At 31.3% G+C, this 14,962-nt stretch carries 10 protein-coding genes; 5 read left to right on the top strand and 5 right to left on the bottom strand.

Going from position 1 to position 14,962, the window contains the following annotated elements; translation table 11 throughout:
- The first annotated feature begins 142 nt into the window (after positions 1-142).
- On the top strand, positions 143-607 hold the full coding sequence (locus AAGU22_RS08130; RefSeq protein ID WP_458721686.1) for an NUDIX domain-containing protein: 465 nt from the start codon (positions 143-145) through the stop codon (positions 605-607).
- 485 nt (positions 608-1,092) lie between these two features.
- Here the strand turns inward: AAGU22_RS08130 and AAGU22_RS08135 are convergent, their stop codons facing one another.
- Both AAGU22_RS08135 and AAGU22_RS08140 read right to left on the bottom strand, forming a co-directional pair.
- Positions 1,093-3,477, bottom strand: coding sequence for a DNA polymerase domain-containing protein (locus tag AAGU22_RS08135; protein ID WP_458721687.1), 2,385 nt, complete (start codon positions 3,475-3,477; stop codon positions 1,093-1,095).
- Between the two features lie 916 nt (positions 3,478-4,393).
- The gene (locus tag AAGU22_RS08140) at positions 4,394-4,735 is read right to left on the bottom strand and encodes a hypothetical protein (protein WP_458721688.1); all 342 of its coding nucleotides are present in this window, start codon (positions 4,733-4,735) and stop codon (positions 4,394-4,396) included.
- 309 nt (positions 4,736-5,044) lie between these two features.
- Between AAGU22_RS08140 and AAGU22_RS08145 the strand changes: the two genes are divergently transcribed.
- Positions 5,045-5,287 carry a hypothetical protein gene (locus AAGU22_RS08145; RefSeq protein ID WP_458721689.1) on the top strand — a complete coding sequence of 81 codons (243 nt, stop codon included), beginning with the start codon at positions 5,045-5,047 and terminating at the stop codon, positions 5,285-5,287.
- A gap of 452 nt (positions 5,288-5,739) precedes the next feature.
- Positions 5,740-5,862 (top strand): hypothetical protein, encoded by a 123-nt coding sequence (locus AAGU22_RS08150; protein ID WP_458721690.1) that lies wholly within the window; start codon positions 5,740-5,742, stop codon positions 5,860-5,862.
- A 91-nt stretch (positions 5,863-5,953) separates the two neighbouring features.
- Here the strand turns inward: AAGU22_RS08150 and AAGU22_RS08155 are convergent, their stop codons facing one another.
- Positions 5,954-6,517, bottom strand: coding sequence for a hypothetical protein (locus AAGU22_RS08155; RefSeq protein ID WP_458721691.1), 564 nt, complete (start codon positions 6,515-6,517; stop codon positions 5,954-5,956).
- Positions 6,518-7,831: 1,314 nt separating this feature from the next.
- On the opposite strand from AAGU22_RS08155, the gene AAGU22_RS08160 reads away from it, so the two are divergent.
- Both AAGU22_RS08160 and AAGU22_RS08165 read left to right on the top strand, forming a co-directional pair.
- Positions 7,832-8,356, top strand: coding sequence for a hypothetical protein (locus AAGU22_RS08160; protein WP_458721692.1), 525 nt, complete (start codon positions 7,832-7,834; stop codon positions 8,354-8,356).
- Positions 8,357-8,974: 618 nt separating this feature from the next.
- Entirely contained in the window at positions 8,975-9,838 is an 864-nt protein-coding gene (locus AAGU22_RS08165) for an SDR family oxidoreductase (RefSeq protein ID WP_458721693.1), read from the top strand.
- A 1,233-nt stretch (positions 9,839-11,071) separates the two neighbouring features.
- On the opposite strand, the gene AAGU22_RS08170 is transcribed toward AAGU22_RS08165, so the two are convergent.
- Both AAGU22_RS08170 and AAGU22_RS08175 read right to left on the bottom strand, forming a co-directional pair.
- On the bottom strand, positions 11,072-11,719 hold the full coding sequence (locus AAGU22_RS08170) for a mechanosensitive ion channel family protein (RefSeq protein WP_458721694.1): 648 nt from the start codon (positions 11,717-11,719) through the stop codon (positions 11,072-11,074).
- A 990-nt stretch (positions 11,720-12,709) separates the two neighbouring features.
- A complete protein-coding gene (locus tag AAGU22_RS08175) occupies positions 12,710-12,874 on the bottom strand; it encodes a hypothetical protein (protein ID WP_458721695.1) in 165 nt (54 codons plus the stop codon).
- Positions 12,875-14,962: the final 2,088 nt, after the last annotated feature.

The raw sequence follows: 14,962 nt of genomic DNA on the forward strand, positions 1-14,962 counted from the left end.
ACAGCGCCGTAAATTAGGAAAGAAAATTTAAATAGGTCGATAGTTTGAGAAGCAAGTTTTGTTGATCAAGATTTTACCAAGGAAACATTCATCTATTCTTGTTACCCATGCACTTTAAATCGTTGGATGTAATGTTATCCGTGTGAACGTAGGAAAACAACAGCATAAAAATCCAACCCCTACTGTAGATACCATAATTCAAAAAGATTCCAAAATCCTGTTAGTCAAAAGAAAAAAGGATCCATTTAAACAAAGGATGGTTTTACCTGGTGGATTTGTAAATGAAGGCGAAAGGGTGGAAGATGCAGCAATACGTGAAGTAAAAGAAGAGACTTCTTTAGATGTAGAAATCGACAACATATTAGGAGTGTATTCTGATCCCTCCAGAGACCCAAGAGGTCACATCATGTCTACAGTATTTATTGGAAAAATATCTGATAAGAGCGATAGAAAAGAGCCCATGGCAGGAGACGATGCAGCTGCAGTAAAGTGGGTAGATCTAGCATCCATAGAAGAAGAAAGTTTCGGGTTTGATCATAAGAAAATTTTGAACGATTATAAAAAATGGAAACGGTCTGGACAAACTTTTTGGTCTTCAAAAACTTAAAACAAAAATTGATTTCATAGTAGAACCTATCGAATGTATCACCACCTATTTCTTTAAACAAGATTTTAAAGCCAAGATGAAAATCTAAAATAACTGAAATATGTTAGCTTTCATAACCCCTTCTGTTTTTGTTTCGCTACAATTTGAAGTCGTGTTTGCAATCAAGGAATAATATACTTTTGAAGAGAACAAGAATATCTAAGATGCCTAATAGGAAATCTTAAGATAGTTGGGACAGGGCTATGGATACACAGAATTAGAATCCACGATATCAAAGCTCCAACAAATGTATGGTAAAATAACGCTTTGACCCGAAGTTTCTTATTTTGTATAACCCATTAATTGAACTATTGTAATCCAGTGTATACCATATCCCAATAGAAATGTCCTTTATTTTCCACTAAATTGATTAATAATCAAGTTTACTTTCCAGTAGTAATAGATTTGTAATTCTATTTTATAAATCAAATTAGTTTATAAACCCATTAATCAAATATAGGATTTTGAGAATAGAAAAATTTAGTTATGGAGTCATAAGTTTCTTTTAATAATTCTAAATATCTTTTCGTATCGTACCTAAAATTGTTTTCATCAATTAGTTCAATTGGTACTGCCCTTTCCAAGAAATTCTCACCATAAAAATTCGTAATTATGTATTTAATTTCTTCTCCAGCATTCAAGGATTTCCCATTGCTAGTAAGTCGTTTTAAAACACAATTTTCAATTGTCTTTCTATCTGCATATTCATTACTTGCTTTTGATATCCTTTTGATAAATATCAGATCGGTGTATGAAATTTTTTTAGAGCATATTAAATTTATATATTTTTTATATACGCTCTCTAAAATTGGCAAGCATTTCGTGATTTCATGAATGTTGCTATGGGCAGACATTATTTTCATTAACTCCTCTTGAAAATAGACAAAGAGCTCAGGAGTATCATGTCTTCTTGTTTCAATCCCCCTCATCTTTATTGTCCCATCTTCAAAAACGCCAAAGTATCTATTTAGGGCAGGTAAGTCAGGATTGATCTTAGATGAATCGAAAACGATCCATTTGTATACTCCTTCAAAAGATATGGAAAAACCTGTTTGCTCCTCTATGTCTTTTTTTAAATTAATATATCGATATGCAGAATCGGCTGCCGATAATGAATATTTCATATTATCTATTTCTCTTATCCAGATAGAATCCACAATACCATGAATTACATCAAATCCGTGTTTCTCTACTATTTTAGACGTTTTCATTAATATATCTCTAGCAAAGGCGCATACAGTGATGTGAGCATCTATCCTGCCAAACTTTGAGTTACTAAATCCAAGATATCCAAAGGAAGTAACTAGGATCCATTTTAAAGCAGTTTGTCTGTTGTCATAGCAATTTTTTAAATACTCATCATTCTTAGATATACACAGGTTTTTTCTCTTTTTGTATTCTAACCGTCTATCTAGAACTGTTTTAAGAGATAAAGGTACTATTCCCATCTTTTTTTTGCATAAGTGATAAAGATGTTCGAGTTCTGGCACTTTGTTATCCGTTTCTGATCTACAGCATGCACAATTGATTGTGTCTGAAGAAACATTTTTCCTTAGCATTATATTTGGATAAAGAGATATAAAATCAAATTCTGCTACTTTGTTATATGCTCCAGGTTTTGACTCAAAAACAAAGCCCCCTTTATCTGCCTTTAATAAATCAGAAAATGACTTGAAGATTTCCGACATTATAGGCTTCCAGGGTATCAATATATCCTTTTTATGAGCATTATAAAAATACAAGCTGCTTAGACACTTCCCTATAGTAGATCTTGATGCTAGTTGTAATGGAATTCTGCAAACTCTGGATAATTCTGCTAATCCCTCCAATCCATTGTCCCTGTAAATAAATGAATTGTTAACATCGATGTGAATTCGGCCGTATAGAAAAAACGGTCGTGGTTTGAAATACACTTTTCCGTAAGAGAGGTATGATGTTGAGGACAAGTCATTAGATCTAATATTTTTATTTGGAAACAACTTGTTTTTCTTTAGTAAATATTCTAGATTTGATTCGCGATTCAAATTGATCAATAACTGATTTTCAACCTTGTTGGCCTTGGCTCTATAAAGTAAATGTGGAAACAAAAATTGGTCTCCACCTTTAGTTAAAATAATATCAGGATCGATTCTATTAATTTCATAAGCGAATTCTAATATTGTTTCAAGTTCATTTTCTTCAGATATCGAAAATTTTTCCTTGATCACGTTATCCTTTTCAAAAAAGATAATTCTGATCTTTAGAATCCTATCCTCTAAATCATATCCTATTGATTTTCTCTCCGAAATTAATTCAAATGACAGAAATTTAAAATTTGGAATAATGTAATCAAATGAGTCAATATCGTCGTTCTCATCGTTAATTATTTGATACATATTAGTTCGTACTGATTCCGTGGATCTTGTTTTTTCTAGGCTGAATAATCCAAGTGGATAGAGATCCTTTTCGTATAAGAAAGACTGTTCAGGTGATATATCTACATTGTATAGTCGATAGTGTCCAAATCTATTAGAGAGTTTTTCAATTTGTCTTGCTAAATTTAATATCTGCAGTGAATCAGACAGAGTTAATCTCAGAGTTACATCCATTTTACGCTTATCAACAGCAGTGGAAGAAGGATACTCAAATTTGTATTCAAATTGATATTCCTTGATTGATGAAATAATTTTACCATTCCTTATCAAGTCTACTAACTCGGATTTTAGGTCTGACGCTACATATATTGAAGGAGACCATAAATACTCTAGTCTTTTTACATTCCCATTTCTTTCTTTTATCCATAAAATCATTCTATCTTTTAGATGATAAATATCAAATAGCCAACCATTCATGGTTATCAGCAAATCAACGATAAACTGATGAGGCTAATAGAAAAATTTTGAATATATTTAATCAAATTAGTTTGTATTTGGTGAGGTAAGTATTGATCCATGTTTAATGAAATAATTTTACTCAAACGAGAATAGAATTCTATTTTACTATTAGGATGAATATACAAATGAGAAGACATATCTGAGACATTCGTCATATTAATAAATGTTAGAACATGTTTATATCTATTACGCTGCGTATACTATAATTACGCTATGTCTACTTAATTACTAGTATTGATCAACATTGTATTTTAAGTACTGACGCATTGTTGGTCAGATGAGTTGGATTTAAGGGGCCAGTCAAAATAAGGCGGTGTTTTTGAATGGATCCAAAATTTATCATTTTTAGGAATTGGATCATAGGTTTGAGATCCTCTACAATATCTCAAACCCGCTATCGGTTTGTAATAAGGATGTACTCTTTTATATGAGTAATCAATTGATGTACAAAACGATCAGCGGTTAATTATTTAAGAGGATTTTTTACCGTGATTTGCTTATATTGGTATCCCTTACCTAATTATGACAAATTAAGGATTTGTTTTGCTTTAGAAAGGAAGGCCATGAATCAGATAATTAGCAACTGGTAAATATGCCAACATTCAGAATTTTGAGGCTAGAATCTTGAAATAAAGATTGCAAAAACAGCCTCAATTAAATGATTCAGCCATTCACATTAGTTATTTTATTTTGAGGATTAATGATAAGAAAAGATAAATAGTGTACGAATACAGCGAAAATAAACAAAATAATTATCTTATTGGTAGTTTGTTTTTATTCAAAATATCAAAAATTTATAATTTATAGGTGGGGAAATAACTAAAACGATGAAGGGACAAAAAAGGACAAGGATTCAATAAAAATATAGGTGTATTTATCTTCCAAAGTACGCCTTCACATTTGGTTTGAATAGATAGTAAATGATAATAGCATTGATTATTACCGGAATAACTGCTCCTACATTTCCGACGATGATTGATCCCAGGCCCGAGATAAAAGCTATTACAGTAACTATCAACGTGATAATCCAAGCCCATTTTAGCCCTTGCCATAATCCATAAGCAACAACAAAATAAGCTAATCCGATTATAATGAGAACTGCACCTAGGAATGGTATTAACGCTACTAGAGCAATACCGCCTACTAAGGAACCAATACCTCCAAGAATAGCAAGAATAGCAATAATTGTAACACCTAAAGGTCTATTGTTTTGCATTTACTATGTCTAATGAGAATAACTTATTAAACTTACATCAAAATAGAGTAGTTTCATTTAATACTAGTATTTTATTTAATGAATGTTGTATCTCATTCGTGAATTTTGAAATATATTCCCAATTAAAAGTTTTCAAGGTTGTCCTTACCAAGTGCAAATTTAATTCGAACAGATCTTCAAAATTGGATTTTGTAATACATGATTTAGACTGCAGCAATGCTTAGTCTAATTTCAATTATAGAAATATTGTAAGTCAAAAAATACAATCATTTCTATTATTAAAATATTGCAGTTTGAAGTGTCTAAACTATGATATGTATAATTTTAGATATACATCGCAATAAAATGGACGGTCTAATAAAAACTCACAAATTTGGAATATTCGCAATTATATTCGTTGCAACAGCCCTAATTGGTTCAGTAGTCGCAATTGCAGGAGACAGCAACGCAGCATTTGCAACCAAAAAAAATCAAATGTCTCATTACAAGATATCATTCAAGAGAGTTCTACAGGAGAAAGTGCAGAATGTTTTTCAAATAATAATACTTTAGCATCATGTAACAACGTTGCTTTGTCATTTAACTTAAATGACGGCAACAACGCAGAAGACCAACAATAAACCACCTCCTCTCTTCAATTTTATTTGTGTTATTCCTTATCATTAGTTTCTAGCCAGATATTCAAAAATAATAATATCTAATTACTCCCATTCCATAAACTTGCATTTATCTGGTTTCTTATCAGTCAGATTTTTGATTTGAAAAAAGAGTCATAGGGGTATCTCGAATCTCTAATTGAACTCTTTCCAGGGATCGACCAATAGCTTTGCTATGCACCTAATTTTTAGACTAGTGTTGCTATTAAGTATAAGGAACTGCGAGGGTGTCCCTCGTGATGAGTGCAACCATACCCATGCATTAAGATTTGATGAATAAAGTTTACCAAAAATTATCATCAAAAGCTAATAAAATAATCCAGAATTTAGGAGGTAAGAAAAGGATTGATGGTCTATATACAAATTGCAATCCCTAAGAAAGTTGATTACTCCATGGATGACTTTATCGTTGAACTTTCCAATAGAGACATTCAACCATCAAGGATCAAAGAAGTTCAAAATGACGGTTGAGGAACTGCATTGTTAACATTGGAATGAAAATACTATACAAGATATTTTCAGTAATTATGCATTAGTAATATCGATAATCTACCCCTCTTGTTCAACCCGTAAACCCAAATAGGGAATTAAATTTTTCAATATCACTAAGTTCTGAATTATCGATTGATGATTGTTCATGAGATTGTGCATCAGAATTATCGATTGATGATTGTGCATGAGATTGTGCATCAGAATTATCGATTGATGATTGTGCATGAGATTGTGCATCAGAATTATCGATTGATGATTGTGCATGAGATTGTGCATCAGAATTATCGATTGATGATTGTGCATGAGATTGTGCATCAGAATTATCGATTGATGATTGTGCATCAGAATTATAAGTAAATACTTCGTTGTAGCAACTAGTTACCTCATGTTTGGTTGGTTCTTTTTCAAAATACGGATCTACTTCAACACCTTTACTCTCGTCTATTTTTTTATCGATGCAATCATAAAATCCTGGAAGGCCCTGGTCTAGAGTGGCATTTCCAGTTCGAATTGGTATCAAATCTACTGCCTGACCAAACGATATTTTTCCTTGAACAAAAGTCGTTAACATCATTATGGCAAGAGTAATGAAGAGTAGTGAAAAGATTAATGAATTTTTTGGTTCATAATTCATGCAGTATTATTATGCAGAAATAATTTAACCTATTCTATAATTTCAATAATTTATTTTTTACATAACAAATTCGAGATACAATTCTAGTTCATTATATAATTGGAGATTATACCGTAATATTGATATCCTATTCCATTTTAAATTTTAATTTCTCACCAGACGACAAAATATTTCATAATATGGTTTTGTAAAGCTTTAATATCAGAGAAAATTCGATATCAAATGTAGATAAACCTTCGACTATTTTTTTGTATATTCTTAATCAGCTTAATAAGGCGGCTCAATTATGTCGGCAATATTAATAATGCATTCAAGAGACTTTATCCCATCATATGTTCTTTGGAACAGAATCTAGAATTTATCAACCGATCGAAAATACGATAATATCATTACCATACGACAAAAATAACACTTTTGAAATCAAACTTATGTAATTGATTTGAGTTACCCAATCAACCACTTGCTGTGAAAATTTACCGGTATTATGGGATGTGGATGCTAAATAAAAATCAGAAAATATAAGAATACTTATCATAAATGACTATATAATTGACTCCAGCGGCTCCTGGATCAATATCTTTTACCAAGTGAATATTAATTATTTTTCTGTTATCTCTTTGCAGAAAATTATTGGTTTCATTCTTTATTGTATAGTTCAATAGAAATGTTTACTGTTTCATCACAAATATTTTGAGAATTTATTTTTATAAAACTGCATCGCAATTGCTTTCAGTTTTTAGTACTTGTATTCTGAAATGGCTTCATGCTAGCATACTTCACACTTTTTTACAACTATTACCTAAATCAAAGACACGATATTCAATGATTAATTGATGGTCAATATTCAATTAATATTTTCTGACTTTCAGCCACTACATTTTAGGTAATAAGGACATTTCCTAATATTGTGAAGGAATTAAGAACTAAGAATGTTTGTGATATCCATATTAGAAATATTGTGGTTTTGATTATTGGTTATTGTGGGCTACAGTAAACATATTGCTACATTTCACGAAGATCAATCCTCAATAAAAAGTCAATGAACCCAGACAAAACCACGATATCCTTTGGTATGCACATATCCACTGTTGAATATTGATTGAATTCAATAAAGTTAAACGAATTACGAATTCTTGTTACATTTAGAATTAATCAAGACTCCAATTCATCGTAAAATTTATCAAATTCTAGCGGGGTTTGTATTATATATTAAGAGCACAAAATGAGAGGATAAATAGTACAAGAACACATATTATGTAAATTGAGAAGAAAGGAAAGTATTCCAATTATTCTTTTCTATAGGAGTTTGTCTTTATGCTAGATTACTTTGAAATGGAGCGTGTAATAGAAGAACTTGCAAAAGCCTATCCTGCTCAATGTGCAACTACTTGGTTTAAGATAACAAGAAATCACAAACCCTCTGAGGAGGACTATCGCAACAAAGTAGTTGAGTACATGAAAATATTTGAATATTTATTAGCCACTTATCCACCGGGTCCAGATACAGATAGACTCAAAGAACTTGTCAAGAGGATTTTGGCAAAAGAAATTGAAAAGGTCCTTAAAGGAGACAATAAAGATGTAGAAAGGCGGCATAAACACTATGTGATGAATTCTCCTTCTCCAGTTTATTCAAATGATACTTTGAAGGAAGTTTCTGAACAACAATATCTCGAAAAATCTACTGATATTACCAAAGTTTTAAAAAAAAGACAAAAAAATAGCAATGATGTTAAATTGAAAGGAGAATTAGAGAATCAAGAAATCCATAATGAAAATCATAATATGATAGTAAATAATCGTCGACGTAAAAAGAAGTTGATGACTACACAAGATTAGCAACAATAATAATAATGATCTCTACCATATTTTTAGACTTGTTCGATCTTTGCATTAGACAATGAATGTCGACAGTCAGACCAAATTATATAATATTTATGTAAATAAATAGATTCATGTTAAAAAGAAGTCAATTAATGATTGCATTAACTAAGGATACAAGTAACATGTGTAAAAGTATTAAGTATAAAATCAATCGAAATATCAATTTCACATAGGTATTGGGTCTTGGTATTGAGATCTGTTATGCTATCTCAAGACCTTTATTGGCTCTCTTAATCAAGACAAATTAAGGTATGTTAGTACCGATGATTGTAATAAACCCGAAGCGCATTCACATAATTCAAATATTTTCGGATGCAAGCTCATTTTACTTATTCCTAATAACGTGAAAGAGCGGCTCAGGACTTTTTCCATACCTTATTTGTATAACGTAAATTCGAAGATTAAAAATTAATAGGGTAATCAAAGACAATATAAAATCTATGCCCAAGGTCTAGGGTTTTTGCAAAACATGGAAGTTATTAATTTTTAAAAATTGTCTTTTTGGAATTATTTAAGCATATTTTCACCAAATTTGAGACTACCAATTTATAGACATGTTTTCTTAACCTAAATATGAAAGTAAACGAGAGGAAAGTTGCTATTGTGACAGGAAGTTCAAGTGGAATAGGATTTCAAACTGCACTCATTTTGGCCAGAAATGGCTATTCCACATATGCATCTATGCGAAATATTGAAAAATCTAAAACCATCATGGAAATTGCAAAGAAAGAAAAACTACCATTACAGGTTATTCAGCTTGATGTCAATGATAATGTCATAGTTAATAATGCGATAGACAAAATAGTTAAAGACAACAAGAGAATCGATATATTAGTAAACAATGCAGGATATGGCCTTTTTGGAGCATTAGAGGAATTGTCCATTGAAGAGTTAAAAGCACAATTTGAAACAAATTTTTTTGGGGCCGTACGTGTAACACAGGCCGTTCTTCCCACAATGAGAAATCAGGATGGTGGAGGCACGATAGTAAATATAAGTTCAGTTGGAGGACTAGTAGGTGTACCAATCCTATCTGCATATAATAGCACAAAGTTCGCGTTAGAAGGCCTCAGTGAATCAATGTCATATGAATTAGAACCGTTTGGAATTAGGGTAATTGTAATCGAACCAGGGTTTATAAAAACCAACATTATGAATTCTAGTGTCTTGGCTAAAAAAGCCTCAGAGGAAAAATCGCCTTATCATTCCTTTACCCAAAGAATAGAAAGTTATTTTAAATCTATGATGGACAATCCAGAATCATCACCCCCAGAAGAGGTGGCAAAAGTAATACTACATGCAGTAACATCCGAAAATCCGCAACTAAGACTTACGGTAGGTAATGATGCAGCGGCCATAGTCCAAGCAAAAAGAAAAATGTCAGAATTAGAATTTACCAAATTGATCAAACAACAAATCATACAAGAATCACAATGAGTAGTGTGATAAGTTATTGTAATTTTAGAATCAACTCTAATTCAAAAATACCAATGAATTCTTTTCGAAATCCATTTTAAAGACTGAAAGACATGATAAGATGTATGATAGCACAAGTCTCGAGAATATGAGAAATGAAATATATCGATAAATGAATACAAAAGAATATTATCTGAAACATCGAATGTTCGTTTGGAACTAATTATTACCTATATAGGGGATCAATAAATAGGTTTTAACAAGTATAGAAATCTTATTAAACCGACAAAGTAAGAGTGAACATATTTGATATAATTTCAGGATTCAATTCTAAGCTCAGTTTCCTCCATTTTTTTAATCTAGTTTAAGAAAGATTTTTAATCTTATCCCAATTGAATCATCTTGTAAATGAGTGATTTAATATACTCTTGCAGATATCTAAATTAATGACTATGAGATTCATTTGAATGCAGAATGGAAACATGTTCTCGATACGGATTTATTTGTAAATTAGTACATCTTGTACCATCTAATTAATCCTAGAATATGACAAAATTTATTCCCAACTATAAACCTGTATTGGTTCAATTTGGGTTTTGAATAAAATAGGCCAAAGAGTTAGATGGATTCTTACTGATATCAGAAAAGCTTCCTGACAGGGCCCTGTCAGATTAATAGAATTTATTAAATTGGTGAAAATGGTATGAATTCCTTCCAATTGCTTGGGAACATTTCAGAAATATGTCTTTGTATTAAGCATTATCTAGAGTTAATGTATTCGATCAATTTTTTGGCAGTAATTATTTTTTCACTGATAATTATAAAACCATTCTAGACATTGAACATGAGAGCATATCATGAACTTCTAATATCGTCATATAGAAATCCTGAAGGTATTTCTGTCAGGTATCGATTCGGACATTTCTTTGTTCCATCCTGAGCTCACCTAAAATCGGCCTTGATCTACCCAATTTGAGAGCTGAAATGCGATGATGGTATAAAACAATGCTACTGCATATGTCAATGCGGCAATAATTCGAATATGACATTAAGAAACACCCATGAATGGACTGATGAACCTAGGTTGTTTTAGATTTAGCTTGTTCTACTATTTCAATGAAGCGTAGACAGTGTTGACTAACCTACTGCTTGTAGTAAGGACGATGAATACTTGTGGTATTTGTTTTTTTTAGATTGTTTTGGTGACCATTATACCGATCGTACTCGTCACCTTATGTCCAAAATATGACAACTTTATTTACAATCCTCTTGAGTGTTCTCACTCCTTATTATTACCGGCGATGTCAATAACGATGAGCTGGGTGCTCTCATAATATCGCCATTTGACATCAATAGCTCACAGTTTAACAGTCCAATGTCACGAACCTTTCCACTATTTCCGAATACGGTAATCACATCGTCTATCTTAAATGGCCTCGTCAGCGACAAATACATACCTGCTATCATATTTCCTAAAAGATTCTGTGAAGCAAAACCGATTACAAGTGCCGATAGGGTGCCGATTGATGCCGCTACTGCAGCGTTTTGGCTAAGAAATGACAACACAATGGCAACAACCGTGATAGCTCCAAGAATCCTTATGAGGCTCCTCAATGAGTTGGCTGTCTGACCAGAATGCTGGGCCGTAATCACCAGTCGATACGCGGAATTGGCTACTATTTCTATAACAAGGCATCCCGCAATACTCACCTGTAGGCTTTGGAAATAAATTAAATATTCGACTGGAACCAACCATATGGTTAGGCTCATTGTTACCGCCAAAATAGCGACTAAAATGACTATTCTCTTTACAACTGACCGTTTGGCATTATTAATTATTTGACTATTTCTTGTTTTATCAAATTCAGACATATTTACAATATATTGTACAGGTTTATACATCGATTGGTATTGTCCTGATGATGATAATAAAATATTAAATCATGATAAACATATTCTGACAAAAATATTCAAACATATGAAAAAGGTATGGTGTTAACTATGAGAAGGTAATTTAGAACCAAGTAATGAAACCAATAGAAACGGGATTAACAAATAAATAAAATTCGTTAATTCAGTTTTCCTAAATCAAGGAAGAATCGAATGAGCATCATCAATATAAAATAACGCAAGTAGATAAAATAGTAATGGAGCGATTAAACAACAATAATTTTGTATAATTTAATTTCCAAAGTATAGGAACGCAACCGAACGTTTTTATATTAAGACAATGATCATGGATATTTTTTAATGGAACACCCAGGTATAAAGTCTAAGTGATGTAATCACAATTAGAAAAAATTTTTTTGCAATGTATCAAACCATTCTATCGGATTCCTCCACTATTGACTCCTATCATAATAAAGAATCCAACAAATGCAATCAATGATGTAGTTCCTATTATTGTTATTGCCCAATCTGTTTTAGACAATACTTGTTTTCCTCTCTCTTACACTTCTTTTCTAATTCAAACATTGTTTTTTTAAAACACTCGTTAACAATGAGTCGCTTTAACGCCTTTTTCTTCATTTCGACGTCATCTTTTATGGTCACCAATTAATATAATTTTTCTTCAATTCCTTATTAACATTGACTCGGAACTTGCGTTAATCATTTATGGATTCTATTTTTTTTCTGTTACTCGATATAATTAATTTTTTTGAGAATCAAAAATCAAAAATCAAGTACATTTCATGTTTAAAAATGATGTTGATTTAAATATTTTAACCAAAATTGAATCTAATCTTTAATTTTGCTCAGCCTAGACACTGGTTCTTATTCAAGGAGATTAAGTTCCTTGTGGTAGTAGAGTTGTAATGTTATTATATTAAATTTGATATATGCTGAAAATAAAATCTATTCGTATTGTTCCAATTTTACATTCGAAAGAATTTAGTCAGCACCCATGTTTCCACCGCAAGCACAAAAATAAAATTCATCTATACGAGAATTACAAAAAGGACACAGTCCAACACCATCATAATCAACATCAACAGCATCTTTGCCATAGATCACAAAGTGATCGTTTATTTCATCAGCTATGTCTTTGATGCTCATTAATACATAGTATAGGATCAAACTTTCTTTAATAGGTTTATATTATTGATTAATTTAATTATTGTTTTTCTTTTTTTGATCAAAAAATTATAAGTTTTATTTAAATAAATATAAAATTATTACCACATGCAGCAATGAGTTGTAAATTCTTAAAGATGAGATACAAGACCTGCCACCGTGCGAATCAAAAAAAGTAAAATCTGAGCTAAACCACCTTGAAAAACAAATCTGTGAGCAGAGAATGCGAACACAATTTAGCATATGCAGGCATTGGATCTTGGTATTGAGATCTGTTATGCTATCTCAAGACCTTTATTGGCTTGCGCCAAAGCCTACATCCTCTTGCAGAAGGAATATATTTATACATCAAATCATGATAAATTATTTACTAAAGAGGAAATATTTACCTAGATTTTCCCTTTATTGATGAATCTCTTTCATGATCATGACAAATTAAGGATATTTTTCTTGAACAATAAGAGAGGTTTGTCAATATTACCTATTGTTATGAAATTTCTCTGACAGGGAGAGCGACTGCTGAGCTTTCTAGACAGACAAGTCCAAACATCAGATAATAAATCCTCATACCCGTAGGATCCAATTAGTGATATAAGGTACTAAAAAGTCAAAGGAATTCCTATAGTTAGTAGCTTGATCCTTAAAAAGATGATATGATTCTTAATTATACTGTTCACACATCAATTGCAAAATATCCAAAGCATTAAGCTGATAATCTATATTTTTGCGTTGCGAAAATATCTCAAATAATGATGGGATTAATTCAAAAAATATATTTATCAATATTCTAATTCTATAATAGACAAAGAACGATGATGATAACAATACCGACAAACATTCACTTCCGGTTACTGTAATCATTAAACGTATTGCTAAAAAAAATAAAATCAAAGAATTTGAAGAATGGCTTTCAGGAATTTCTAAGGAAGTCTCCCGACAAGATGGAAGTACGGGTATTGATATAATTAGACCAACTAATAATAGTAAATCTAAATCTGAATACGTTATAATATTTAGGTTCAATAAGTATGATAATCTTGAGAAATGGGAAAAATCATCTGTACGAAATGAATGGTTACAAAAAGGTAGGGGATTAGCAGAACCCGATTACAATCTACAAAAACTGACAGGCCTAGAGTTTTGGTTTACTCCATTTTTGAACGAAGAATCTTCATCTTTGATTCCACTAAACCCTCCACCACGATACAAAATGGCAATTGTTACCATTCCTGATATATCTATTCTGCTGTTAACTTTAGTTCCTCAAATTCATAATTTAACAGAAATACTTTTAATTCCTTATGCAATAAGACTTGTTATCGCTATTACTATAACAGTTCTGCTAATGACTTATATAATAATGCCTCTATTAACAAAAATACTAAGATCTTGGTTATTCAAGATTTGGCAAAAATATTGATATTATTGTAGTAAATTATTATAATCATTAAATAACAGAAGCTACTTTCCTTCTTAAAATCTTGGAATCCCAAATGGGTTAACTATGTTTTTAGTAATATATTTTTGAATCTACGGAATATGGTACAAATTTTCAACTTCAAAGCTATATAAGCACCACCGAAACCTTGACTACATGAATCTGGTCTATTTTCAATACAATTACAACATTGTACTCAACTATCTTTGCAGGATTAAACTCCATTGGTAATGAAAGTCCAATAGGTTATTTACAATAACGTTGGAATAATTGTAATGGCTTTCCATGTATAAATATGAAGTCGATTTAAAACCATTTACGATAAGTATTGACAATTTCTACATACACTAGTTCTTAAGTCCATATTGTATGAAGAAAATATATTTTTTGCAGATCTTGAACTTTTAATATGAGTAAATTTCAAATAATCTATGTTTATTATTAAACATCTTGAACCTGAGAGAGGAGATGGACTAACAAGAGGGGTTAGTAATATCGATAAGATGTACTCATTTAATTTTTTAAGACATTGATTACGTCAAACTTTATTCTAGTCTTGTTAAAAAGAGAATACAAGATATGGTGACATAATCGCATATTAATCAAAAACTAATTTTACTCAACTATTTTTG

The sequence above is a fragment of the Candidatus Nitrosocosmicus sp. R genome (assembly GCF_054408505.1).

Excerpts from the sequence above, each read along its gene's own strand:
- AAGU22_RS08135 (WP_458721687.1), bottom strand. The coding sequence starts at position 3,477 with ATGAATGGTTGGCTATTTGATATTTATCATCTAAAAGATAGAATGATT.
- AAGU22_RS08140 (WP_458721688.1), bottom strand. The coding sequence starts at position 4,735 with ATGCAAAACAATAGACCTTTAGGTGTTACAATTATTGCTATTCTTGCT.
- AAGU22_RS08145 (WP_458721689.1), top strand. The coding sequence starts at position 5,045 with ATGATATGTATAATTTTAGATATACATCGCAATAAAATGGACGGTCTA.
- AAGU22_RS08150 (WP_458721690.1), top strand. The coding sequence starts at position 5,740 with ATGGTCTATATACAAATTGCAATCCCTAAGAAAGTTGATTACTCCATG.
- AAGU22_RS08155 (WP_458721691.1), bottom strand. The coding sequence starts at position 6,517 with ATGAATTATGAACCAAAAAATTCATTAATCTTTTCACTACTCTTCATT.
- AAGU22_RS08160 (WP_458721692.1), top strand. The coding sequence starts at position 7,832 with ATGCTAGATTACTTTGAAATGGAGCGTGTAATAGAAGAACTTGCAAAA.
- AAGU22_RS08165 (WP_458721693.1), top strand. The coding sequence starts at position 8,975 with ATGAAAGTAAACGAGAGGAAAGTTGCTATTGTGACAGGAAGTTCAAGT.
- AAGU22_RS08170 (WP_458721694.1), bottom strand. The coding sequence starts at position 11,719 with ATGTATAAACCTGTACAATATATTGTAAATATGTCTGAATTTGATAAA.
- AAGU22_RS08175 (WP_458721695.1), bottom strand. The coding sequence starts at position 12,874 with ATGAGCATCAAAGACATAGCTGATGAAATAAACGATCACTTTGTGATC.